Below are 22,091 nucleotides of genomic sequence, written 5' to 3' on the forward strand. Positions count from 1 at the left end.
GATACGGCTGTGACCAACGCGATACGTTCCGTGAAATGCCCAGAAAAAGTCAAGCCTGACACGCCGGATGTATGGGGGTATCGCCCAGTTGATGCCGTTATTTGCGAGATGCCACGGCACGGGCCACGAAACCCATGTTCGCCGGGCGATCGGCCAGGCGGCGCATCAGGTAGCCGTACCACTGGTCGCCGTAGGGCAGGTAGATCCGCACCGTGTTGCCTCCCGCGGCCAGACGGCCCTGCTCCTCGGACCGGACCCCGTAGAGGAGCTGGAACTCGTACTCCCCGGTGGACCGGTCGAACCAGCGGGCCCGGTCCTCGGCGATCGCGATGAGCCGTGGGTCGTGAGTGGCCACCATCGGGTAGCCCTCCCCGGACATCAGGATGTTGAGGCAGCGGACGAACGACTTGTCCACGTCCAGCGCCGACTGGAAGGCCACCGACTCGGGCTCGGCGTAGGCGCCCTTGCACAGCCGGACCCGCGACCCGGCCGTGGCCAGCTCCCGGCAGTCCCCCTCGGTACGCCGCAGGTACGCCTGGAGCACCGCCCCGGTCGACGGGAAGTCCCGCCGCAGCTCCATCAGCGTCTCGAGGGTCGCGTCGGTGGTGCTGTGGTCCTCGGCGTCCAGCGTCACCGTGGTGCCCGCCTCGGCCGCCGCGGCACAGATGGCGCGCGCGTGCTCGTACGCCAGCTTCTCGTCGATCCGCTGGCCGAGCGCCGAGAGTTTCACGCTGACCTCGGCGGCGGGCGTCAGCCCGGCGCCGTGCAGACCGGCCAGGATCGCGACGTACTCGTCGCGGGCGGCGACCGCCTGTTCCACCGTCCGGGTGTCGTCGCCCAGATGATCGAGGCTCACGGCGAGGCCGTCGTCGGCCAGCTCCCGAGTGACCCGCAGGACCTCGTCGGCGCCACCGCCGGCGACGAAACGCTGCACGATGCCCTTGCTGACAGGGACGGACTCGACCAGCCGCTCGAGCCGGGCGGACCCGGCCGCGGCGAGAAACAGGGAACGGAGCATGCGCCGAGCGTAACCTCCGGGCGTGTTCCGGATGCCCCGGTGCGCCGCCGATTCGCACCGATGGAGGCAGCACATGTGTGCTGCATCGCCTCCGGTGCCGCTACCGTTGTCGAGTGAACTTCGATGCGTACGCCCGGACGGCGATCGACCTCGTCAACGCCGGTCTGGACGACCTCGCCGGGTTGCGTGCCCTGTTCTCCGACGATCAGGCCTACATGCGCGATCAGGTCGCGGAGAAGGACCTCGTCGCGTTCCGCCGTGCCCAGCGCCGGCTGCGCGAGGTCTTCGAACACGGCACCGGCGGGCAGGACGCCGACGCGGTGCGGGAGCTGAACGGTCTGCTCGAGGCGTACCCGGTGCAGCCACGCATCTCCGGTCACGACGCCAGCGACTGGCACATGCACGTCACCAGCCGCGGCTCCTCGGTGAGCGCCGAATACCTGGCCGGCGCCGTGTGGGGCCTCGCCGTCTGGCTCTGCGAGTACGGCAGCGCCCGCTTCGGGATCTGCGCCGACGAGCGGTGCGGCAACGTCTATCTGGACACGTCGTCGAACAACTGCCGCCGGTTCTGCTCGGAGCGCTGTGCCACCCGCTCGCACGTGGCCGCGCACCGGGCCCGCAAACGGGCCGCGAACACGTCGCTCACCCCCGCTTTATAGCGGGACTGGGTTCCAGGTGGCGACGGGCGAAGGCCAGCGCCTCGCGCAGGTCGGCCTCCCGGGCCGGACGGCTCGCCGCCTTGCGGGTGTTGATCTCCAGTGCCACCGATCCGGTGAACCCCCGGCCGGCCAGCGAGCGCAGCAGCTCGGCGCACGGCTGGTTGCCGCGGCCCGGCACCAGGTGCTCGTCGCGGCCCTCGCCGGTGCCGTCGCCGAGGTGGACGTGACGCAGGCCGGCGCCCATCCGGTCGGCCATCTCCAGCGCGTCGACGCGGGACGCCGCGCAGTGCGACAGGTCCAGCGTGTACGCGTTGAAGCCGGTCTCGGTCGGATCCCAGCCCGGGTTGTAGGGCACCACCCAGCGGCCGGCCATCTTGACCGGGAACATGTTCTCCACCGCGAAGGTCAGATCCGGATGGCGGCCGCGGACCTTGGTGAGCCCCTCGGCGAAGTTGCGTGCGTAGTCGCCCTGCCAGCGGAACGGCGGGTGCACCACCACGGTCGGTGCACCGAGCGTCTCGGCGAGCTGGGCGGCCCGGGTCAGCCGCTCCCACGGATCGGAGCTCCACACCCGCTGGGTGACCAGCAGGCAGGGCGCGTGGACCGAGAGGACCGGCACGCCGTAGTGGTCGGCGAGGCCCTTGAGGGCGCCGGCGTCCTGGCTGACGGCGTCGGTCCACACCATGACCTCGAGACCGTCGTAGCCGACCGTGGCCGCCATCTCGAACGCCGCCGCCGTCGGCTCGGGGAAGACCGAGGAGCTGGAGAGAAGCACGGGTACGCGGGAAGTCACGCTCTTCAGCGTAGCGGCGCGCAACAGGCACGGATATATCCGCTCTAAACGGTCATGATCCACCGGTGCGCGTACGCTGAGCCGGATGAGCCGCACGCCGCCCACCCGGGAAGTACCCCTCGACTTCCCTCGGGAATGGATCGAATTCCTCGACCCCGCCGACGAACAGCATCTGGTCCGGGCCGACCTGACCTGGCTGCTCTCCCGGTGGACCTGCGTCTTCGGCTCCGCCTGCCGGGGCATCCTGCCCGGCCGCGCCGAGGACGGCTGCTGCTCGCACGGCGCGTTCTTCACCGACGCCGACGACGAGAACCGGGTGAAGGCGGCGGCCGCGAAACTCACTCCGCAGACCTGGCAGCACTACCGGCGCGGGTTCAAGAATTACACCGAGGTGGACACGGTCGACGGGACCAAACCCGCCCGGCGGACGGCGACGCGGTCCGCGGACGGTCCCTGCGTCTTCCTCAACGAGGCGGATTTCCCCGGCGGTGGCGGCTGCGCGCTGCACGCCCAGGCTCTGCGGGACGGGGTGCACCCGCTCACCTACAAGCCGGACGTCTGCTGGCAGCTGCCGGTCCGCCGGGAGCAGGACTGGATCACCCGCCCGGACGGGACGAAGCTGCTCCAGTCCACTTTGACTGAATTCGACCGCCGCGGCTGGGGGGCGGGCGGCCACGATCTCGCGTGGTGGTGCACGTCGTCCTCGGAGGCCCACGTCGGGACCGAGCCGATGTACCTCACCTACGCCCCGGAGCTGACCGAGCTAATCGGCAAGGCCGCCTACGAGAAACTGGCCACCGTCTGCGCGGCCCGGATCAAGAGCGGCCTGATCGCGGTGCACCCGGCCACGGCCGAGGCCGGCGCCCCCAAGCGGCGAGGCGGGCGTGAGCCGGCCTCGCCGCCTTTTCCAGGGGGGTCGGGCGACCACTCACGGACGGCCTCCCGATGACTCCATTGTCACGGCGCATGTTGTCATCACGCAAGGGTGAAAATCAGGGCTCGAATTTGTAGCCCAGGCCTCGCACGGTGACGATGTAGCGCGGCGCGGACGGCTCCGGCTCCACCTTGGAACGCAGCCGCTTCACGTGCACGTCCAGCGTCTTGGTGTCGCCCACGTAGTCGGCGCCCCAGACCCGGTCGATCAGCTGGCCCCGGGTGAGCACCCGGCCGGCGTTGCGCAGCAGCAGCTCGAGCAGCTCGAACTCCTTCAGCGGCAGCTGGACGCCGGCGCCGTCGACGGTCACCACGTGCCGTTCGACGTCCATCCGGACCGGGCCGGCGGCGAGCGTCGGGGTGCTCACCTCGGCGGCCTCGGCCCCCTGGCGGCGGAGCACCGCACGGATGCGGGCGACCAGCTCCCGCGGCGAGTACGGCTTGGTGACGTAGTCGTCCGCACCGATCTCGAGGCCGACCACCTTGTCGATCTCGCTGTCCCGGGCGGTGACCATGATGATCGGGACCGCCGAGCGCTGCCGTAGCTGACGGCAGACCTCGGTGCCGGACATCTCCGGCAACATGAGGTCGAGTAGCACGATGTCGGCACCGGTCCGGTCGAACTGCGTGAGCGCGGAGGTTCCGGTCGCGGCGACCGAGACCTCGAAACCCTCCTTACGCAGCATGTACGACAGGGCGTCGGAGAACGACTCCTCGTCCTCGACCACGAGCACGCGGGCCAATGAAGTTCCTTCCGTCGTCGGTGGCCGGGTTTAACGCGGGTTTGCGGGCCTTGCGGCGGAGCCGCCTGGCAGGTTCAGCCCGGCCACACCGGACTCGATCTCAATCGCCGTCGGTGACGACGAGGGGGACTCAGGGGGTCGCGCCGGTAGGCGCAAGGTGAACGTAGAGCCGTCGCCGAGTGAACTGGTCACGTCGACGCGGCCCCCGTGGTTGGTGGCGATGTGCTTGACGATGGCCAGGCCCAGGCCGGTTCCGCCGGTGGACCTGGATCGGGCCTGGTCGGCACGGTAGAACCGCTCGAAGACCCGCTCCACGTCCTGCGGGGCGATGCCGATGCCCTGATCCGCGACGTCGATCTCGAGCCAGTCGTCACTGTGACGCAGGGTGATCGAGACCTTGGTGTCCTCGCCCGAGTACGCGATCGCGTTCTCCACCAGGTTGGTGACCGCCGTGGCGATCTGGCTGTCGTTGCCGTACGCCATGACGCCCTTGGGACCGTCGTAGGTGATCTCGATGCCCTTGGCCGAGGACGTGGTCCGGGTCCGGTCGATCACCTCGGCGATCACCCAGTCCAGCGAGACGGGCTCGGGGTCGGGCAGCGGTTCGGCGCCCTGCAACCGGGTCAGTTCGAGCAGCTCGTTCACGAGACGGCCCATCCGGGCGGACTCGTGGTGGATGCGCTCGGCGAACCGGCGCGCCGCCAGCAGGTCCTCGGACTGGGCCTCCGGCGCCGCCTCCTGCATCTGGGTGGCGTCGAGCAGCGCCTCGGCCAGGAGCTGAAGGGCCCCGATCGGCGTCTTGAGCTCGTGACTCACGTTGGCCACGAAGTCGCGGCGGACCCGGGCGAGACGGTGCGACTCGGTCACGTCGGCGGCCTCGACCGCGACGTGCGTCGAATTCAGCGCGACGGCCCGTAGGTGCAGGCCGAGCGGTGCGTGGTGCCCGCCTCCAGCCCGACCCCGCGGAAGATCAAGTTCAACCTCCCGGCGTACGCCCGTGCGCCGCACCTGCCCGGCCAGCGTACGCAGGATCGGATGAGCCGCGATCGTCCCGGGCGCCCCGCCGGACCGCAACAGCCCCATGGCCCGCGCCGCGGGGTTGACCAGGACCGGATGGTCCTCCGCGTCGAGCACCACGACCCCGACCCGTAACGAGTCGAGGCTCTTGCGGCCGAGCCCCTTGAGGCCGTGCTTGCCCGCCGGGCGATCGTCGTCCGGTTCGATGTCGGCTCTCCCCTCCGGTGCGCCGGGCCGGGCCGATCCACCCGACCGGCGCAACCGGGCGAGGGCAAGTCCCGCTCCCACACCGACGGCGAGCGCGGCTGAAATCAAGCCGGCGGCGTATTCCCACTCCACGCTGCGATCGTAGGGTCATTGTTCACCTGAACCACAGGGCCATTACGGCAAATCGGGCGTGCGTTGAACAATGTTCACCACTAGGCCCGGCGTCGTTCATCGGTGTTCATGTTGAGGCCGCCCCACCGACCTAGCGTGAGCAGGGCACACGGGGTGTCACCCAGCGAAAGAGGACTTGAGAAATGCGCGAGGAGTACCAGGCCGATCTCGTCGAGGTGAGCCGCCTGCTGGTGACGATGGCCGAGTCGGTCCGCGCCGCACTGCGCAAGGCGACCACCGCCCTGCTGACCGCCGACCTGAGCGCCGCCCAGGCGGTGATCAACCGGGATGCCGAGGTCGACGCCGTCTACGACCAGATCGAGCTGAAGGTCGCCGACACCATCGCCCGGCAGGCGCCGGTCGCGTCCGACCTGCGGCGGGTCATCACCGCCCTGCACATCGGCGCCGACCTGGAGCGGATGGGCGACCTGGCCGAGCACGTCGCCAAGACCGCGGCCCGGCGGCACCCGTCGCCGGCGGTTCCGGCCGAGCTGCGGCCCACCTTCAAGGGCATGGCCGAGGTCGCCGACCAGATGGCCGAGAAGATCACCGCACTGATCGCCAAGCCGAACGCCGAGGGCGCGGCCCAGCTGGAGAAGGACGACGACGCGATCGACGACCTCGAGCGCGCCCTGTTCAAGATCATGCTGGCCGACGACTGGCCGTACGGCGCCGAGACCGCCATCGACGGCGCCCTGCTGGGCCGCTTCTACGAGCGTTACGCCGACCACGCCGTCAACATCGGCGAGCACCTGATCTACCTGGTCACCGGAGAGAATTGAGTTTTAGTACACCGGCCCGCTGAGCTAGCTGGCTCCGCTTCGCTCCGCGGCAAAACGCCTTGTAACCGGTGACGAGTCAGGCGATTTCCCGCCGCCGCAAACCCCGCGGCGTCGGGAAATCGACTGCCTCGTCACCGGCGGCGTTTTGCGGGTCGCTCTGTGGCTACGCCCTCGCGTCGACTAGGGGGCACGGGGCGGATTGACGTAGGCCGGGACCCCTGGGGGTCCCGGCCTACGTCCTACGGCCTTCTTTCTTACTTCTTGCCCTGGTTGGCTACCGCCTCGGCGGCCTCCTTCGCGGCGACCGGGTCGAGGTAGGTGCCGCCCTTGGTGATCGGGCGCAGGTTCTCGTCCAGGTCGTAGCGCAGCGGGATGCCGGTCGGGATGTTCAGCTGGGCGATCGCCTCGTCGGAGATGTCGTCCAGGTGCTTGACGATGGCGCGCAGCGAGTTGCCGTGCGCCGCGACGAGCACGGTCTTGCCGGCGCGCAGGTCCGGGACGATGGCGTCGTACCAGTACGGCAGGGCCCGCTCCAGCACGTCCTTCAGGCACTCCGCCTTCGGCAGGATCTCCGGGGCGAGGTCCGCATACCGGGCGTCGCCGGCCTGGGAGAACTCGGAGTCGTCCTCGATCGGGGGCGGCGGCACGTCGTACGACCGGCGCCAGAGCATGAACTGCTCCTCGCCGTACGTCTCGAGGGTCTGCTTCTTGTCCTTGCCCTGCAGGGCGCCGTAGTGACGCTCGTTGAGCCGCCAGTGGCGCTTGACCGGGATCCAGTGCCGGTCGGTGAGGTGCAGTGCGATCTCGCTGGTCCGGATGGCGCGACGCAGAAGGCTGGTGTGCACCACGTCGGGCAGCACCCCCTGCTCCTTGAGAAGCTCGCCGCCGCGCCGGGCCTCGTCCTCCCCCTTGGCGTCGAGGTCCACGTCGACCCAGCCGGTGAAGAGGTTCTTGGCGTTCCACTCGCTGTTGCCGTGTCGCAGCAGCACCAGGGTTCCAGTCATGAACACATCTTCCCCCGAGGCCGGACCGCGTGTACGGGCCACCCGGCACGTGTCCGCCGCCACACCGAAACTCGGTTGCGCCGGCCTTCCATATGTAAGGGAATAAATGATGATCACGGCTTACTGAGGAGACTCTGTGCACGGTTGGCTACGACAGGCCGCGGGCGGGCTGCCGCGGCAGTTCTGGTTCCTGTGGACGGGAACCCTGATCAACCGGCTCGGTGCCTTCGTGGTGCTGTTCCTGAGCATCTACCTGACCGGGGAGCGCGGCTTCAGCCAGAGTCAGGCCGGCCTGGTCCTCGGCGTGTACGGGGTGGGCGGCGCGATCGGCACGATGACCGGCGGCGTGCTGGCCGACCGCTGGGGACGCCGGCCCACCATGCTGACCGCCCAGTTCGGCGCGTCCGCCCTGATGCTGACGCTCGGGTTCGCCCACACGTACCCGCAGATCCTGGCGGCGGCGTTCACCCTGGGCCTGTTCGCGGAGGGCGTGCGCCCGGCGTTCAGCGCCATGATGGTCGACATCGTCCCGGAGGCGGACCGGGTCCGCGCCTTCTCCCTGAACTACTGGGCGATCAACCTGGGCTTCGCGCTCTCCGCGGTCTGCGCCGGGCTGGCCGCCCAGGCCGACTATCTGCTGCTCTTCGTCGTGGACTCGGCCACCACCCTGCTCACCGCCCTGATCAGCCTGATCTTCCTGGCCGAGACCCGGCCGGCCCGGGTCGGGCCGCGCACGCACGCGGCGGCGCCGTCCGGTGGGCTCGGCACGGTTCTGCGGGACCGGACCTTCCTGATCTTCGTGAGCCTCAACTTCTGCGTCGTGCTGGTGATGTTCCAGCACCAGTCGACGCTGCCGATCACGATGCTCGCCGACGGGCTGTCCGCGGCCACGTACGGGCTGGTCGTCGCGGTGAACGGGGTGCTCATCGTGTTCGGCCAGCTCTTCGTCCCGCGGCTGATCGAGGGCCGGGACAGTGCCCGGGTGCTGGCCGTCGGCGCGCTGGTGATCGGCGCCGGGTTCGGTCTGGTCGGTCTGGCCGGGTCGGCGGTCGCCTACGCGCTGACGGTGGTGGTCTGGACGCTGGGCGAGATGATCCAGTCGCCGAGCAACGCGGCCACCATCGCGGCGCTCGCCCCGGCCGAGCTGCGTGGCCGTTACCAGGGGCTGAACTCGCTCTCCTGGCAGGCCGGTCTGGCGCTGGCCCCGATCGTCGGCGGCCTGACCCTGCAGAAGGCGGGCGGCGCGGCGCTGTGGGGCGGATGCTTCGTGCTCTGCGCGCTGGTGGCGGTGGGCCAGTGGCTGGCGGCTCCGGCGCGGGCCCGGCGGGCGGCGTGGTTGCGGGAGCGGCGGGCGGCCGACGCGGTGAGCGCGTTGTGATTCCGGGGGCCGCGGGAATCAGGAAATTCACAGCGCCATTCGCTGGAACATGTGTGAAGAAAGTGATCCGCCGGAAACAAAGCGCCGGCGGCGGCGGACGACACCCATCCCCATAGGCGCCGCCCGCACTAACCGCCGGTCTCGGGTCGCGCCGTCCCCCAACGGCTCATGCCACCCGTCCCCAAACGCCGATCCGCGGCGATCATTGCTGATCGACCCGTTCCCCGAACTGACGGCTCGGCGTCCATCGACCACGCTAGTTGGGGCAGTCAAGCTCGACAACCCGATTTCGTGTCGACCTCTGTTCCGACCGTCACATTCACCAACAACCAACCGATCGGATGATCCGCCAATCACTCGTATGGGTTCGCGCGCTGGAAAATATTACGACCTATACCCTTCCAGCGAGTGGCCCGCACCTTGCCATCCGTATGAATCGATCGCGATTCCCGCAGGGCTGACCACATTGGACTGCGGGTGATCGGAAAGGTCAGTCGGCCCGTTCCACCAGGTGCTTGAACGCGCGCAGGTTGGCGGTCGATTCACCACGTTTGACCCGCCAGTCCCATTCGCGGCGAATCGACGAGCTGAAGCCGATCTCCAGCATCGTGTCGAAGGACTCGTCGGCATAGGTCAGCACCGAACCCAGCAGACGGTCCAGCTCGTCCTCGTCGAGGCCCTTGAGCGAGACCCGGCCGGTCAGGTAGACGTCACCGACCGCGTCGATCGAGAAGGCGACGCCGTACATCCGGGCGTTGCGGCGCAGCAGCCAGGCCCAGAGCTCCTCGTGGCACTCGTCGGGGCGGCGCATCACGAACGCCTCGATCCGCAGCGAGTGCTCGCCGACGATCAGGTTGCAGGCGGTCTTCAGCTTGTGGGTGCCGGGCAGGCTGACCACGTACGAGCCCGCCCCGGTGGACTCCCAGTCCAGCTCGCGGTCGGTCAGGACCCGCTCGATCAACTCGGTCACCATGCGCAGGACGCCCCCTCGAGTCGCGCTCTGATCAGCGCCCGATGCTCGCTCACCGCGTCACGGTAGACCCGCAGCAGCGTCTCGGCGGTGCGATCCCAGGAGAACTGGGCCGCGTGCGCGACCGCGCCGGCGGCCAGCCGGTGCCGGAAGCCGGGAGCGCCGAGCAGCCGGTCCAGGACCTTGGCCCAGTCCGCCGGATCGTGCCCGTCGACCAGCACCCCGCTGATCCCGTCCCGGACCGCGGTGACCAGGCCGCCGACCGCGGCCGCGACCACCGGGGTGCCGCAGGCCTGGGCCTCCAGGGCGACCAGCCCGAACGACTCGTTGTAGGAGGGCACCGCGACCAGGTCGGCGGCCCGGTAGAGGGCGGCCAGGTCGGCGCCGGTCTGCGGGGGCAGGAACACCACCGAGTCGGCGACACCGAGGGAGGCGGCCAGCTCGATCAGGGCGGTGGGCCGGTCCAGGCCGCTGCCACTGGGGCCGCCGCAGATCACCAGGGTCACGTCCCGGGAACCGGCGGCGCGCATCTCGGCGAGCGCGGCGATCAGCACGTCGGGGGCCTTGAGCGGCTGGATCCGGCCGACGAAGGCGACGATCCGGCCGTCCTCCGGCAGGCCGAACCGGGCGCGGTCCCTCGTACCGGGACGGAACCGCCGCAGGTCGACGCCGGGCTGCACCACGCTCACCCGGGCCGGATCGGCGTCGTAGTGGGTGATCAGGTCCCGGGACTCGAAGTCGGTGTTCGCCACCAGCCGGTCCGACTCGGCGATGACCTGCTCCTCGCCGATCACCCGGGCCTTCGGCTCGGGCCGGTCACCGGCCGCGATGAAGCTGTTCTTGACCTTGGCGAGGGTGTGCGCGGTGTGCACGTGCGGCACTCCCCAGCGCTCCCGGGCCAGCCAGCCGACCTGCCCGGAGAGCCAGTAGTGGGAGTGGACCAGGTCGTAGTGGCCGGGCGGGTGCGCCGCCTCGGCCCGCAGCACGCCGTGCGTGAAGGCGCAGAGCTGGGAGGGCAGCTCCTCCTTCGACAGCCCCTCGAACGGGCCGGCGGTGATGTGGCGCACGTGCACGCCGGGCGACATCTCGACGACCGGTGGCAGGTCCCTGGCGGTGGCCCGGGTGAAGATCTCCACCTCGACGCCCCGCTCGGCGAGCCGCTTCGCGATCTCGACGATGTAGACGTTCATGCCGCCCGCGTCCCCGGTGCCCGGTTGCTCCAGGGGTGAGGTGTGCACGGAGAGGGTGGCGATCCTGCGGAGGGTGGGCCATCCACCGACGCCTCGAGGCTGGGCCACGCTGACTCCCATCCGTTACGAATACGTAAAACTTGTCGCGCCAACGTTCATCTTCCCCATCGCCGCCCCACGAACCACCATGCAGACGACGCGGGGTGATCCAGGTCATTGAGCGCGCGGCCCGATCCGGGTCATGGACAAGAATCAGGACATGCAGAACATCGCGGTGGTCACGGGGGCTTCGAGCGGGATCGGTGCGGCGACCGCCCGCCGGCTGGCCGATGAGGGTTTTCACGTCGTCGTGGCGGCACGCCGCGCGGACCGGCTGGACGCGCTGGTCAAGGAGATCGGCCCGAACGCGACCGCCGTCGAGTGCGATGTGACCTCGGACGGCTCGGTGGCCGCGCTGGCCGGGGCGGTGGCCGGGCTCGGCGCGCCGGTCACCCTGCTGGTGAACAACGCGGGCGGGGCCCGCGGCGTGGATCCGGTCGCCACCGGGTCCGTCGACGACTGGCAGTGGATGTACGACGTGAACGTCCTCGGCACGCTGCGGGTCACCAAGGCGCTGCTCCCGGCACTCGAGGCCAGTGGCCGCGGCACGATCGTGACGGTCGGGTCCACCGCGGCCTTCACCCCCTACGAGGGCGGTGGCGGTTACGTGGCGGCCAAGCACGCCGAGACCGCCCTGGTCGGCACACTGCGGCTGGAACTGTGCGGGAAGCCGGTCCGGGTGATCGAGGTCGACCCGGGCATGGTGCGCACCGACGAGTTCGCGCTCAACCGCTTCGGCGGCGACCAGGACCGCGCCGACTCGGTCTACGCCGGGGTGCGGGAGCCGCTGGTCGCCGACGACATCGCCGACTGCATCGCCTGGGCCGCCACCCGCCCGCAGCACGTGAACGTCGACCGCCTCGTGGTCCGGCCGGTCGCCCAGGCCGCCCAGCACAAGGTGCACCGGGAGCAGTAGTGCTCAAACCGGTCGGCGCGATCACCCGGGGGACCACCAATCCCAACCGGTTACGACGCGTCGACAACTTCATCGCGTACCGCTGTGGTGGGCTCTTGAAAGAAGCGGCGGAGCCGCTCGTCGTCGATCTCGGCTACGGCGCGTCGCCGGTGACCGCGGTGGAGTTGCGGGGCCGGCTGGCGGTCGCGGTCCGTGCGGACGTCACGGTGGTCGGTCTGGAGATCGATCCGGTACGGGTGAGCGACGCGCAGCCGTTCGCGGACCCGCCGTGGCTCGGCTTCCGCCGTGGCGGGTTCGAGCTGGCCGGGCTCGCGCCGGTGGTGGTGCGCGCGTTCAACGTGCTGCGCCAGTACTCCGAGGACGAGGTCGCGGCCGCCTGGCGGACGATGACCGCCACCGGCGCGCTGCTGGTCGAGGGCACCTGCGACGAGCTGGGCCGGATCGCCACCTGGACGGTCGTCGAGGAGGGTGTGCCGCGGACGCTGACCCTCTCGGCCCGGCTGCCGGTGCTGGAACACCCGGCGGTCTTCGCGGAACGGCTGCCGAAGGCCCTGATCCACCACAACGTTCCCGGCCACCCGGTGCACGAGCTGCTACGTGCGCTGGGCCGGGCCTGGGAGACCGAGGCCACCCCGTTCGGGCCGCGGCAGCGCTGGCTGGCCACGGTCCGCCGGATGCGGGCCGAGGGCTGGCCGGTGCTCGACGGCCCGGCCCGCTGGCGGCTCGGCGAGCTGACCCTGCCCTGGCCCCTCTAGTCCTTCCGCAGTGCCTCGCGGACCGCTTCGAGCAGGGGGTCGGCGGTGAACGGCTTCTTCACCAGCACGTCGCCCTCGTCGATCTCGCCCTTGCCGACCGCGATGTCCTTGGGCAGCCCGGAAACGAACACCACGCCGATACCGGGGCGCAGGTCGCGGATCGCCTTGGCCAGCTCGCCGCCGGACACGCCGGGCAGGGTGAGGTCGGTGATCAGCACGTCGATCTCGGTGGGGTGTTCCCGGCAGATCGCGATGGCCTCGTCCGGATCGCCGGCCGCCAGTGTCGCGTAGGAGCCACGCCGTTCCAGCATGCGCTGCATGATGTCGCGCAGATCCTCCTCGTCGTCGACGACCAGCACTGTCGGCTGCTCGGCGACCGGCGCCTCGGGCATCGGATCCTCCTCGGGCTGTGGTCGCTCCCAACGCTAATCGCCCCGGGGCCCGGTGTCTGGGAAAACGAACGCCGCGCGACGCACCGGGAGGCGTCGCGCGGCGTTCGGGGCACCGCCGGTCAGCGGGCCGTGTTCAGGTGACCGGTGTAGAGCAGGCGGTTCGGCGATCCCTTGCCCGGGTTGCGGACCAGGCCGGAGCCGGCGTGGGCGACCAGGTCGTCGCGCACCTGGCGGGGCGTCCAGTCCGGGTGGGCGCCGAGCACCAGGGCGGCCGCGCCAGCCACGTGCGGCGCCGCCATCGAGGTGCCGCTCATCGTCGCGGTGGCGGTGTTGGACGCCTTGCCGGCCGACTGGATGTTCACGCCCGGCGCGAAGAGGTCCAGGCAGGTGCCGTAGTTGGAGAACGAGGCGCGGGCGTCACGGCTGTCCACGGCGCCGACCGTGATCGCCTCCGGGGTGGCGGCCGGCGAGGCCTTGCAGGCGTTCTTGCCGTCGTTGCCACCGGCGATCGCGTAGGTCACCCCGCGGTCGATGGAGCGCTTGACCGCCGTGTCCAGCGCCTTGCTCAGCGGGCCGCCGAGGCTCATGTTGGCCACGGCCGGGAGCTGCGCGTTCTCGGTCACCCAGTCGACGGCCGCGAGGAAGTCGGCGTACGAGCCGGAGCCGTCGCAGCTGAGCACCTTGAGCGCGACCAGCTTGACGTCCTTCGCGACGCCGTAGGTGGCACCGCCGACCGTGCCGGCGACGTGCGTGCCGTGGCCGTTGCAGTCGTCGGCGATCTTGTCCTCGTTGACGAAGTCCCAGCCGTAGCTCGCCCGGCCGCCGAACTCCTTGTGCCCGACCCGGACGCCGGTGTCGATCACGTAGGCGGTGACGTTCGCGGCCGGCTTGTAGGTGTAGCTCTTCGACAGCGGCAGCTTCCGCTGGTCGAGCCGGTCGAGGCCCCAGGCCGTCGCCTTGCCGGACTGGGTGCGCGCGGCCGCGGTACGGCCCGCGGTGCTGATCTCGGCGTCCTGCTCGACGAACTCGACGGACGGGTCGGCGGCCAGACGGCGGGCCTCACCGGCGGTGGCCCGCAGGTGGAAGCCGCGGACCGAGGCGAGGTAGCCGCCCTCGACCCGGCCGCCGTACCGCTGGACCAGGTTCTGCGCGGCGGTGGCCCGGCCGGCCGCCTCGGCGCCGGCCTTCATGACGACGATGTAGCTGCCCGGGATGGCGCCCTCCACGCCGGTCCCGGAGATGGTGCCCGTCGCGGGCGCGGCCGGAGCGGCGGCGGCCGGTCCGGTCAGGCCCCAGACGACTGCGGTGGCGGCGCTCGTGGCAACGGTCAGTCGGATGGCCAGGCGGGCGTCGTTACCGAACATGCGGTGTATGTCCCTCTCGGTCGTCAGCACAGGTCGATGAAATTTCGGCCAGGGGGAATGCCGAAAGCGGCTGTGGGAAATGGTGGAACGGGGGAGTTGGTCCCCCGGGTTCCTCCGGGTTGCGTCCCGGTTGTCGGATCGGGGACGGCCCGATCGGGCGTGTCACACCCTGAACCCCTAAGCCGACCGGGCGGTGGGCCGAACTTCTCGCTGTCGGGACCGCTGCACCGCCACCGAAGCAAGGAGAGCGATATGAACACTCTGCTGTCGCCCGCGATCGACACCGTCGGCGAGCTGACCGAGCGCTGCGACCGTTGCGGTTCGGCCGCCAAGCTGGAGGTTGTCCTGACCAGCGGTGGAGACCTGGCGTTCTGTGGGCACCACGCCAACCGGCACAGGGCCGACATCACCCGCGTTGCCAGCAGGATCCGCCTGGAGGAGGGCTTCGAGTGGGCCGGTAGGTAACCGCTCCCGGGGGTAGCCCGCGTTATGCTCTTTCCCTCACGTATTGGGGGAATTGTGCATATCGCGGCGCGCGGCGTGGGCAGGCTGTCCCAGCTGACAGCCGCATGCGCCGGAGTGATGGTCGCCGTCTCCGGTGCGCTGCACACATTCGATGCGGGCGTTCCGCCGGAGGGCCTCATCGGCACTCCGGCGGCCGCCCTGATTCCGGCCGGCCTCGCCCTCCTGCTCCAGGTGACGCCCGTTCCCGATCCGGGGACGGGCCGTTTCCGCGTGGCCGCGGCGGTGTCGTTCGCCCTGATCGCGACCGGCGTGGGCGTCGCCTCCCTGGGCGGGCACCCGGCCGCGGGCGTCGCCACCACCCTCACCGGGCTGGCGCTCGCCTGCCTCGATCTGCGCGTGCCCCGGCGCACCGGTGGGATCGCGTTCCGGGTCGCCGACCCGCTCCTGCTGGGCGCCGCGATCATCGCGCTGGTCGCCCTGGTCCCCTGGCTGGTCGAGCCGGCCGGCCCGCCCGGAATCATGGACACCCACCTGGCCGTCGCCCTGCTCGTGCTGGTCGTCGGCGCCATCCTGGCCCGCCCCGAGACCGCACCGGAACCCTGCCCTCCGGACTCCGGGGCACGCGCCGCCGTACGCGGCCACGCGCCCGCCCTGGTCGCCGCGCCGATCGCCGTCGTCCTGGTCAGCGTGATGGTCTCGGGCCTCGGGATCGGCCCCGTCGCCGCGGCGGTGAGCATCGCCGTGATCCTCGCGGCGCTCGCCCTGCTGGCCCTGCTCGCCTACCTGGTGCGCACCCTCGGCGCCGGCGGGCGCCGCCGGCACATGGTCGACGATCTGCGCGAACGGCAGGACTTCTCGCAGACGCTGTTGCAGTCGATGAACGAGGCGGTCATGGTGATGGACGCCAACTACCGGGTGATCGACGTGAACCGGCGCTGGCGGGAACTCACCGGGCACGACGACACCCTGCCGGAATCACCACCGCTGCCCCCGCCCGGCACCGGCGGCGACTGGCTGCTCCCCCGCGCCGACGGCACCGACGTACCGGTGCTCGCCACCATGGCGGCCATCCCGGACGCGGCCGGCGCGACCCGCGGTTACGTCGCCACCTACGTCGACATCGCCGAGCGCAAGCAGGCCGAGGACAAACTCACCCGGCACGCCGCCGACCTGGAGCGCGGCAATGCCGAACTGGCCGCCGCCCTGGCCTTCAAGAACGACCTCACCTCGATGCTGACGCACGACGTGGCGCAGCCGATCAGCTCCATCGCGAGCCTCGCCGAACTGCTCTGCGCCGACTGGGCCGACCTGCCGGAGGACATCCGGCTGGAACTGGCCACCAAGATCGACAAGAACACCCGGCGGCTGATCAAGATGATGAACGACCTCCAGCTGCTGTTCCGGCTGGACACCGGAACGGTCACCGCCCGCCGGGTGCCGGTGCCGCTGCTCGAGGTGGTCGAGACGGTCAGCGCGGCGACGGCCGGCTCCGGCGACGTGGAGATCGCCATCGACGAGGACCTGGCCGCGCTGGCCGACCGCGGGCACCTCATCGTCATCGTGGAGAACCTGCTGAAGAACGCGCTCACGCACGGGGCGCCGCCGGTCCGCATCCGGGCCGAACGGGAGCCGGGCGCGGCCCTGCTCCTGAGCGTGCAGGACAGCGGCACCGGCATCCCGGAGGACGTGCTGCCCAACCTGTTCGGCCGGTTCATCCGGGGCGCCGGGCTCGGCCTCTTCATCGTCCGGCACCTGGTCGAGGCGAACGGCGGGTCGGTCCGCTACGAGCACGCCGAACCACGTGGCGCCCGTCTGCTGGTCACCCTGGAAGCGGCGCCGGCGCTCTAGGCGTACCCCGGAAAAGGGAAGGCCCGGAGACGCCGAGCGTCTCCGGGCCACTCAGGCCGGGAATCCCTAACCGCGTTCCTCTTCATTGATCATGCCGGTGCCCCACATGTCGCTCTGACCGGTACGGCCGCCCATGTTGGCGGATCCGGCGACGCCGCCCGAGTTCTCCGCGCCGGCTTTCGCAGCGGCAGCAGCGGCGGCGGCGTTGCGGTTACGGATGCGGGCGGCGACCGAGGCCGGTGAGGCCGGATCGGCGGCGACGCCGGGCAGCAGGGTGTGCGAGTGGCTTGCCATCCGCTTGGAGCTGACGCCGCTCTGCGGAATCGGGCTACCGCCGAGCACACCGCTCTCCACCAGGCCCTTGAAGGTGGTGAGGTCGTCCTTGAGCCGCCGGTTCAGCGACTCCTGCCCGTGCCGGTCACTGGGCATGAGGAAGGCGATGTCAGCCTCCAACTGGGCGACGATCTGCGTCTTGGTCTCCCCCATCGGGCGCAGCGTGATGGTCTCGGCGAGCAGCGGGCCCTCCATGGTGGACCAGGAGACCCGCTCGTCCGGCGACCGCTCGATGATCTGGGCGTCGAACTCGCGGCGCTTCCCGTCGACATCCATGATCCAGTGGGTCTGGTCGGACCCCACCGCGGTCACCTGTCGCACGCCGGTCATGAAACGGGGGTAGTTCTCGAACGCCGCGAGCTGCTCGTACACCGTGTGAAGCGGTGCGCTCACCTCGATAGCCTGCTGAACCATGCTCATCGCAACTCTCCCATGCTGAAGTGCTGGCATCACAGAGAGTACGGAGACTACTGCGAAACGTGTTCGATTTGGCGGTTCCTCGTCGCTCTCACACGCGGCGCAGGTATTGCCAGCGACCCACCTCGGCGGCGTACCGGGCGTCGCTGGCCGGCACCACCGTCACGGCGGCGTCCAGCAGCATCTGCACCACCCGCGAGGACGGGCTGCGCCATGCCTCGCTGACCTCCACCACGGCGCCCGCGGCCCGGCAGGCCGTCGCCAGCTCGGCGACCAGCGCCGCCGTGACCACGGAGTCGTCCAGGCCCACCTGCCCGAGCAGGGCGAGCGGGCGGGCCAGCTGGGTGGGCACGTACCGGGAGGCCCGCTCCATGCCCCTCACAGCCGCCGCCACCAGCAGCTCCGCCACCTGACCGGGGACCATCAGGCCGCCGTCCAGCCGGGCGCGGACCTCGCGCGGGGCGAGCACGTCGTCGCCGATCGGCAGGCCGGAGACGGCCACCGACAGAGCGTCCAGCGGGGCGAGGTCGGCCGGCAGGGCCAGCCAGCCGTCCGCGCTGACCACCTCGACCTCGACCGCGACCCGCAGGGTCATCTCGGTACGGTGCCGGGCCCGCCGGACCGCGGCCGCGTACGCCGGGAGCCAGGTGGTGTCCGGCCCGGCCTGATCGGCGAAGGTGATCGCGGTCAGGCCGGCCTGGTCGGCAGCCGACACCACCACACCCACCGCGTCCCGGCCGGCCGCGAATCCGGTGTGTACGTGCGCGTCCACCGCCAGATTCAGCGCGCGGGCAGTACCGACCGCACCGCCACCGATGACCTCGCGCTCTGTGCCCACACTTGCTCCCTGGCTCGACGAGCGGGTTTCTCCCGCCGAGAGAAGAGTGCGGGGCCGACGTTGTCCGCCGGGGTCAACGACCGGTGCAGGTCAGGAGCGGCAGGGCCGGTGACGCGAGAACGCCCGCCACGTGATCGCGGCGGGCGTTCCCGGCATTCGTCATTCGGCCGATTCCGGCTTCTCGAACATCTCGGCGAGCGCCTTCACAGCGCTGTCGGTGGGCGAGACGGCCGCCCGGTTGGCCTCCTGTAGTTCGCGGTAGACCTCCTCGCGGTGCACCTGCACGTCGCGGGGTGCCTGGATGCCCAGCCGGATGACGTCACCGCGGGCTTCGAGAACCGTGACGACGACGTCGTCGCCGATCATGACGCTCTCCCCGGCCCGCCTGGTCAGCACAAGCATCGGTGCCCTCCTCCATCCATGGAACGGACAGCATGGCAAAGGGCGCGGCCGCGACGAAACGCGACCGCGCCCACACTTCGAGGTCTAGAAGTTCTTGTTCATGATCGCCCGAACCGGGTAGTTCGAGCCGGTGAGGACGACCTGCATGGCGCGCATGCTGTCGCGGTCCAGAACGATGGGGGCGAGAAGGTTCGCCGTGGTGTCGTTCTCCCCCGCGGTGATGACCGTGAGCAGCAGCAGCCGGTCCGGGTCCTTGCAGTTCAGCGTGGCGAACACCGCGTTGTCGATCTCCGGGGCGTAATCCGGGAAGAACGGCTCCGGCGGGGCCACGAGGAACCGGAGCTCGGGATCCTCGATGGACGTCAGCGCGTAGAGCAGACCGTCGTCGTTGATTCGCACCAGGACGAATTCCCGGTGTCCCGGGAAGCCAGGCATGGGCGCCGCCATCATGATGGTCGGCAACCCCAGCGACGGGTCGGTCATCGTGGCCTCAATCGGACGGGATGCGGTACGGGTAGTCATGGTCACCTCAGGAAATCGATGAGCGAGGGCTGGACCACCTTGGCCGTGGCGGCCAAAGCGGCCTGATAGGAGTTCTGCTGAAGCTGCAAATCCATGATCGCCTTCGGCAGGTCGATGTCCTCGATATCGGAAAGCTGCGACGACACGGACATCAAGCGATCCTCGGCGGACTGCTTCATCTGGGTAACCCGATTGTATCGAGCACCTACCTCCGAAAGGGTGGATTTCAGGAGGTCAGACGCTTGATCGAGATTCTTCAGGCCGGCGGTGATAGCGGTGTGGTCATTCGCTCGGAGCGCCGTCGAGAGGTCGTCCAGGACAGTGAAGAGCTGGGCCGGGGAACCCTCGGCCCCGAAGACCTCGGGACCCCCCAGATCCACCCGGACCTTGGCGTTCGGGCCGATCGCCCGCAGCGTCTGAACCGTCGACTCGCCGACGTAGGCACCGGACGTGTCATAGGCCTCGGCGCCCACGGTGGCGCCGCCGAAGACCGGCCGGTCCAGATACTTGCTGTTCGCCTGCTGGAGCAGCGTGCCCTTGATCTGGTCGATCTCGGCGGCCCGGGCCGCGTTCGCCTCGGCTGAGGTGCCGCCCGTGCTGGACCCTTCCAGAGCGAGCTCGCGGACCCTGGACATCAGGCCGGTCATCGATTGCAGACTGTCCTGGAGCATGCCGAGGCGACCGAAGGCGTCGTCCGCGTTGAGCGAGTACTTCTGGTTCGCACGTACCTCGCCGCGCAGTTGGAGGGCGGTGACCGCCCCGGTCGGGGAATCCGAGGGCCGGTGCAGCTGCTTGCCGCTGGAGATCTGCTCCATGGCCGTGTGGGTCCGGCCCAGGCTGCGCTGGAGGTTTCCCATCACCCGGGTACGAACGCTGTTCTCGGTGACACGCGGGCTCATGCTCATGAAAGGGCTCCCCTTACCTACCGACGAGGCCGGTACGGTTGATCAATTGGTCAAGCATCGAGTCGATCGTGGTGAGGACGCGTGAGGCCGCCTCGTATCCGCGCTGGTAGGTCAGCAGGTTGGTCATCTCCTCATCGAGGTTGACCCCGGACTCCGCGTCACGTGCCGCGTCCACCTGCTCGGTCACCGAGACCTGAATGTCCCGCCGCCGCATCGACGACTGGGCGACCACACCGAGGTCGCCGATCAGCGACTGGTATTCGGCGTCGGCTCCGCTCTTGGAGGCGCCCAGATCGGAGAGGCTGTCCGCGATCGATCCGTCGAGCACCGGTGGCGTCCCGGTGGGATCCCCCGCGGAGACCGCCAGCTGCCTCGTGTCGGTGATGCCGACCGCGATGTTGGCCGCGGTGATCGGGGTGCCGGCCGGGACACCACCGCCCGCGATGAAGAGGTTCATCCCGGTCGTGCCGTCGATGCTGTACCCGGTGCTGTGCAGGTCGTTGACGGTCTTCGCCAGGGCGGCGGCCACCTTGTCCAGCCGCCCGGAGATCTCGTCCAGCGTGCCGCCCTTGCTGAGCAGCTCCATCTGGGCGCCCATGGTCCCGCCGGCGTTCACCGGAAGTCCGGTGTCCACCCATCGCAGGTTGACCCCGGTGGTGGCGAGATCCTCGAGCCGCGTCGCGCTACCGGGCGCGACCTCGATCGCCTGGGAGGTGAACTCGCTGACCAGAGCGGCGTTACCGACGTAGACGTTCATCGAGCCGTTCGGCAGGGTCTGCGCCGTCGCACCGATCATGTCGGACAGTTTCAGCATCAGCTGCCCACGCTGGTCGGCCAGTTCGTTCGGCTGGAGGCCGGCCGCGGTGGCCACCACGATCTCCTTGTTCAGCTTCGCGATCTCCGCGGCGGTCTTGTTCACCTCAGCGGTACGGATGTCCAGCCCGGTCCGGTTGGTCGTGTACTGGTTGTTCAGCGAGGCGGCCGCGTCGTTGAGCGACGCCGCCGCGGTCGTGGCCTGTTCGAGCAGTGCCGCCTTGGGCGCGGCCTGGCCGGGGTTCATGGCGACGGCGTTCCAGCCGTCCCACAGGTCCTGGAGGCGAGCCTGGAGTGCGGTGTCGCTCGGCTCGGCGAAGACCTCCTCGATCAGTCCGTACGATCCGGCCCGCTCGGTGTGATAGGCCGAGGTCCCGTGTTCGATGTAGCTGCGCTGGTCCAGCCCCGCGCTGCGCAGCCGATCGACCGACGAGACCACGACACCGGCGCCGGCCTCATTCGACATGGAGTACATGCCGGGCACCGTGTTGGTGTTCAGCGAGCGCATCGTCACCCGCTGCCGGCTGTATCCCTCGGTATTCGCGTTCGCGATGTTCTGGCCGGTCACGTCCAGGCCGCGGCGCTGCGCGTAGAGCGACGTGAGCGCGGTGTTGATACCGCCGAAGGTGCTGCCCATCAGATCGCCTCATCTACCAGGGTGGGGCGGCGCACGCCGCCGGAGACTGTCTGTCCCTGTGGTCCATACGTTTCCACTGTCTCGGCGAACGCGAGCATGGTTTCGCGGGCCGCCCGCTGCCCGGCTGTGAGCAGGTCACGGTTGACGTCGGCCAGCGTCTGGATCTCCGAGGTCAGCAGCAGGAACGCCTTGCGGTGCTGGTGCAGGAGGTCGGACCAGGGGTCCGGGGCGGCGTCCGCGAGCTCGCCGAGCGAGGCCTCCGGGTCCAGACCCAGCTCGGTTGCCACCGCCTGGGCGTACGTCGCCCGGATGACCTCGGTCTGCCGGATCTGATCGAGCACCAGCTCCACCTCGCGGGTGGCGTGGCTGAGCCAGCGCGAACGGTTGGCGGCGAGCAGCAACTGCTCCTCCTCCAGCTTGAAGAGGAGCATCTCCAGCAGCTCACGTGAGCGCCACAGGACACTGGCCAGATCGGTCAGGCTCACGTGGTCCTCCGTCGTGTCGGTGGTCGGGCCACCCT

At 70.1% G+C, this 22,091-nt stretch carries 24 protein-coding genes; 8 read left to right on the plus strand and 16 right to left on the minus strand.

Annotated features, from left to right (window positions below; translation table 11 throughout):
- Positions 1-97 precede the first annotated feature (97 nt).
- Positions 98-1,018, minus strand: coding sequence for a proline dehydrogenase family protein (locus BJ964_RS07370; RefSeq protein WP_188119980.1), 921 nt, complete (start codon positions 1,016-1,018; stop codon positions 98-100).
- A 113-nt stretch (positions 1,019-1,131) separates the two neighbouring features.
- Between BJ964_RS07370 and BJ964_RS07375 the strand changes: the two genes are divergently transcribed.
- Complete coding sequence (locus BJ964_RS07375) at positions 1,132-1,677, plus strand: CGNR zinc finger domain-containing protein (protein ID WP_188119981.1); 546 nt, start codon at positions 1,132-1,134, stop codon at positions 1,675-1,677.
- Here BJ964_RS07375 and BJ964_RS07380 read toward each other — a convergent pair.
- A complete protein-coding gene (locus BJ964_RS07380) occupies positions 1,661-2,470 on the minus strand; it encodes a sugar phosphate isomerase/epimerase family protein (RefSeq protein WP_188119982.1) in 810 nt (269 codons plus the stop codon). The two genes, BJ964_RS07375 and BJ964_RS07380, sit on opposite strands and share 17 nt — an antisense overlap.
- Positions 2,471-2,555: 85 nt before the next feature.
- Between BJ964_RS07380 and BJ964_RS07385 the strand changes: the two genes are divergently transcribed.
- Entirely contained in the window at positions 2,556-3,419 is an 864-nt protein-coding gene (locus BJ964_RS07385; RefSeq protein WP_188119983.1) for a hypothetical protein, read from the plus strand.
- A 43-nt stretch (positions 3,420-3,462) separates the two neighbouring features.
- Here the strand turns inward: BJ964_RS07385 and BJ964_RS07390 are convergent, their stop codons facing one another.
- Together BJ964_RS07390 and BJ964_RS07395 are read right to left on the minus strand one after the other, a co-directional pair.
- The gene (locus BJ964_RS07390; protein WP_183222518.1) at positions 3,463-4,146 is read right to left on the minus strand and encodes a response regulator transcription factor; all 684 of its coding nucleotides are present in this window, start codon (positions 4,144-4,146) and stop codon (positions 3,463-3,465) included.
- Between the two features lie 30 nt (positions 4,147-4,176).
- Entirely contained in the window at positions 4,177-5,502 is a 1,326-nt protein-coding gene (locus BJ964_RS07395; protein WP_188119984.1) for a sensor histidine kinase, read from the minus strand.
- A gap of 182 nt (positions 5,503-5,684) precedes the next feature.
- On the opposite strand from BJ964_RS07395, the gene phoU reads away from it, so the two are divergent.
- Positions 5,685-6,323, plus strand: coding sequence for a phosphate signaling complex protein PhoU (gene phoU, locus BJ964_RS07400; protein WP_188119985.1), 639 nt, complete (start codon positions 5,685-5,687; stop codon positions 6,321-6,323).
- A 254-nt stretch (positions 6,324-6,577) separates the two neighbouring features.
- On the opposite strand, the gene BJ964_RS07405 is transcribed toward phoU, so the two are convergent.
- Positions 6,578-7,327, minus strand: coding sequence for a phosphoglyceromutase (locus BJ964_RS07405; RefSeq protein ID WP_188119986.1), 750 nt, complete (start codon positions 7,325-7,327; stop codon positions 6,578-6,580).
- 136 nt (positions 7,328-7,463) lie between these two features.
- On the opposite strand from BJ964_RS07405, the gene BJ964_RS07410 reads away from it, so the two are divergent.
- Positions 7,464-8,705 carry an MDR family MFS transporter gene (locus BJ964_RS07410; protein WP_188119987.1) on the plus strand — a complete coding sequence of 414 codons (1,242 nt, stop codon included), beginning with the start codon at positions 7,464-7,466 and terminating at the stop codon, positions 8,703-8,705.
- Between the two features lie 490 nt (positions 8,706-9,195).
- On the opposite strand, the gene BJ964_RS07415 is transcribed toward BJ964_RS07410, so the two are convergent.
- Complete coding sequence (locus tag BJ964_RS07415; RefSeq protein WP_188119988.1) at positions 9,196-9,678, minus strand: type III secretion system chaperone family protein; 483 nt, start codon at positions 9,676-9,678, stop codon at positions 9,196-9,198.
- On the minus strand, positions 9,672-10,973 hold the full coding sequence (gene mshA, locus BJ964_RS07420) for a D-inositol-3-phosphate glycosyltransferase (protein ID WP_229807094.1): 1,302 nt from the start codon (positions 10,971-10,973) through the stop codon (positions 9,672-9,674). The genes BJ964_RS07415 and mshA overlap by 7 nt, the downstream gene beginning before the upstream one ends.
- A 151-nt stretch (positions 10,974-11,124) precedes the next feature.
- Between mshA and BJ964_RS07425 the strand changes: the two genes are divergently transcribed.
- A complete protein-coding gene (locus BJ964_RS07425) occupies positions 11,125-11,880 on the plus strand; it encodes an SDR family oxidoreductase (RefSeq protein ID WP_188126833.1) in 756 nt (251 codons plus the stop codon).
- A complete protein-coding gene (locus tag BJ964_RS07430; protein ID WP_188119990.1) occupies positions 11,880-12,635 on the plus strand; it encodes a class I SAM-dependent methyltransferase in 756 nt (251 codons plus the stop codon). The genes BJ964_RS07425 and BJ964_RS07430 overlap by 1 nt, the downstream gene beginning before the upstream one ends.
- Here the strand turns inward: BJ964_RS07430 and BJ964_RS07435 are convergent.
- Both BJ964_RS07435 and BJ964_RS07440 read right to left on the minus strand, forming a co-directional pair.
- The gene (locus BJ964_RS07435) at positions 12,632-13,027 is read right to left on the minus strand and encodes a response regulator (protein WP_188119991.1); all 396 of its coding nucleotides are present in this window, start codon (positions 13,025-13,027) and stop codon (positions 12,632-12,634) included. The two genes, BJ964_RS07430 and BJ964_RS07435, sit on opposite strands and share 4 nt — an antisense overlap.
- Positions 13,028-13,146: 119 nt before the next feature.
- The gene (locus BJ964_RS07440; protein ID WP_188119992.1) at positions 13,147-14,391 is read right to left on the minus strand and encodes a S8 family peptidase; all 1,245 of its coding nucleotides are present in this window, start codon (positions 14,389-14,391) and stop codon (positions 13,147-13,149) included.
- Positions 14,392-14,643: 252 nt separating this feature from the next.
- Between BJ964_RS07440 and BJ964_RS07445 the strand changes: the two genes are divergently transcribed.
- Together BJ964_RS07445 and BJ964_RS07450 are read left to right on the plus strand one after the other, a co-directional pair.
- Complete coding sequence (locus tag BJ964_RS07445) at positions 14,644-14,856, plus strand: DUF7455 domain-containing protein (RefSeq protein WP_188119993.1); 213 nt, start codon at positions 14,644-14,646, stop codon at positions 14,854-14,856.
- Positions 14,857-14,931: 75 nt separating this feature from the next.
- Complete coding sequence (locus BJ964_RS07450) at positions 14,932-16,704, plus strand: sensor histidine kinase (RefSeq protein ID WP_229807093.1); 1,773 nt, start codon at positions 14,932-14,934, stop codon at positions 16,702-16,704.
- A gap of 66 nt (positions 16,705-16,770) precedes the next feature.
- On the opposite strand, the gene BJ964_RS07455 is transcribed toward BJ964_RS07450, so the two are convergent.
- The 7 genes from BJ964_RS07455 to BJ964_RS07485 form a co-directional block, all read right to left on the minus strand.
- Positions 16,771-17,487, minus strand: a complete 717-nt coding sequence (locus BJ964_RS07455; RefSeq protein WP_316253891.1) for an SRPBCC family protein — start codon at positions 17,485-17,487, stop codon at positions 16,771-16,773.
- A 58-nt stretch (positions 17,488-17,545) separates the two neighbouring features.
- On the minus strand, positions 17,546-18,292 hold the full coding sequence (locus BJ964_RS07460; protein WP_229807091.1) for a hydrolase: 747 nt from the start codon (positions 18,290-18,292) through the stop codon (positions 17,546-17,548).
- A gap of 159 nt (positions 18,293-18,451) precedes the next feature.
- Positions 18,452-18,694, minus strand: a complete 243-nt coding sequence (gene csrA, locus BJ964_RS07465) for a carbon storage regulator CsrA (RefSeq protein ID WP_188119995.1) — start codon at positions 18,692-18,694, stop codon at positions 18,452-18,454.
- Positions 18,695-18,778: 84 nt separating this feature from the next.
- Entirely contained in the window at positions 18,779-19,177 is a 399-nt protein-coding gene (gene fliW / locus BJ964_RS07470) for a flagellar assembly protein FliW (protein ID WP_229807090.1), read from the minus strand.
- 41 nt (positions 19,178-19,218) lie between these two features.
- The gene (locus BJ964_RS07475) at positions 19,219-20,121 is read right to left on the minus strand and encodes a flagellin N-terminal helical domain-containing protein (RefSeq protein WP_188119997.1); all 903 of its coding nucleotides are present in this window, start codon (positions 20,119-20,121) and stop codon (positions 19,219-19,221) included.
- Between the two features lie 13 nt (positions 20,122-20,134).
- The gene (flgK, locus tag BJ964_RS07480) at positions 20,135-21,571 is read right to left on the minus strand and encodes a flagellar hook-associated protein FlgK (RefSeq protein WP_188119998.1); all 1,437 of its coding nucleotides are present in this window, start codon (positions 21,569-21,571) and stop codon (positions 20,135-20,137) included.
- Positions 21,571-22,056: a flagellar protein FlgN gene (locus BJ964_RS07485; RefSeq protein ID WP_188119999.1), complete on the minus strand. Its 486-nt coding sequence runs from the start codon at positions 22,054-22,056 to the stop codon at positions 21,571-21,573. The genes flgK and BJ964_RS07485 overlap by 1 nt, the downstream gene beginning before the upstream one ends.
- Positions 22,057-22,091 lie beyond the last annotated feature (35 nt).

The organism is Actinoplanes lobatus (assembly GCF_014205215.1).
GTDB classification, from domain to species: Bacteria; Actinomycetota; Actinomycetes; order Mycobacteriales; family Micromonosporaceae; genus Actinoplanes; species Actinoplanes lobatus.

Bases quoted from the DNA above. Each gene is read 5' to 3' on its own strand.
- BJ964_RS07370 (WP_188119980.1), bottom strand. From the start codon at position 1,018: ATGCTCCGTTCCCTGTTTCTCGCCGCGGCCGGGTCCGCCCGGCTCGAG.
- BJ964_RS07385 (WP_188119983.1), top strand. From the start codon at position 2,556: ATGAGCCGCACGCCGCCCACCCGGGAAGTACCCCTCGACTTCCCTCGG.
- phoU (WP_188119985.1), top strand. From the start codon at position 5,685: ATGCGCGAGGAGTACCAGGCCGATCTCGTCGAGGTGAGCCGCCTGCTG.
- BJ964_RS07405 (WP_188119986.1), bottom strand. From the start codon at position 7,327: ATGACTGGAACCCTGGTGCTGCTGCGACACGGCAACAGCGAGTGGAAC.
- BJ964_RS07415 (WP_188119988.1), bottom strand. From the start codon at position 9,678: ATGGTGACCGAGTTGATCGAGCGGGTCCTGACCGACCGCGAGCTGGAC.
- BJ964_RS07425 (WP_188126833.1), top strand. From the start codon at position 11,125: ATGCAGAACATCGCGGTGGTCACGGGGGCTTCGAGCGGGATCGGTGCG.
- BJ964_RS07435 (WP_188119991.1), bottom strand. From the start codon at position 13,027: ATGCCCGAGGCGCCGGTCGCCGAGCAGCCGACAGTGCTGGTCGTCGAC.
- BJ964_RS07440 (WP_188119992.1), bottom strand. From the start codon at position 14,391: ATGTTCGGTAACGACGCCCGCCTGGCCATCCGACTGACCGTTGCCACG.
- BJ964_RS07445 (WP_188119993.1), top strand. From the start codon at position 14,644: ATGAACACTCTGCTGTCGCCCGCGATCGACACCGTCGGCGAGCTGACC.
- BJ964_RS07455 (WP_316253891.1), bottom strand. From the start codon at position 17,487: ATGCCAGCACTTCAGCATGGGAGAGTTGCGATGAGCATGGTTCAGCAG.
- csrA (WP_188119995.1), bottom strand. From the start codon at position 18,694: ATGCTTGTGCTGACCAGGCGGGCCGGGGAGAGCGTCATGATCGGCGAC.
- fliW (WP_229807090.1), bottom strand. From the start codon at position 19,177: ATGACCGACCCGTCGCTGGGGTTGCCGACCATCATGATGGCGGCGCCC.
- BJ964_RS07475 (WP_188119997.1), bottom strand. From the start codon at position 20,121: ATGAGCATGAGCCCGCGTGTCACCGAGAACAGCGTTCGTACCCGGGTG.
- flgK (WP_188119998.1), bottom strand. From the start codon at position 21,571: ATGGGCAGCACCTTCGGCGGTATCAACACCGCGCTCACGTCGCTCTAC.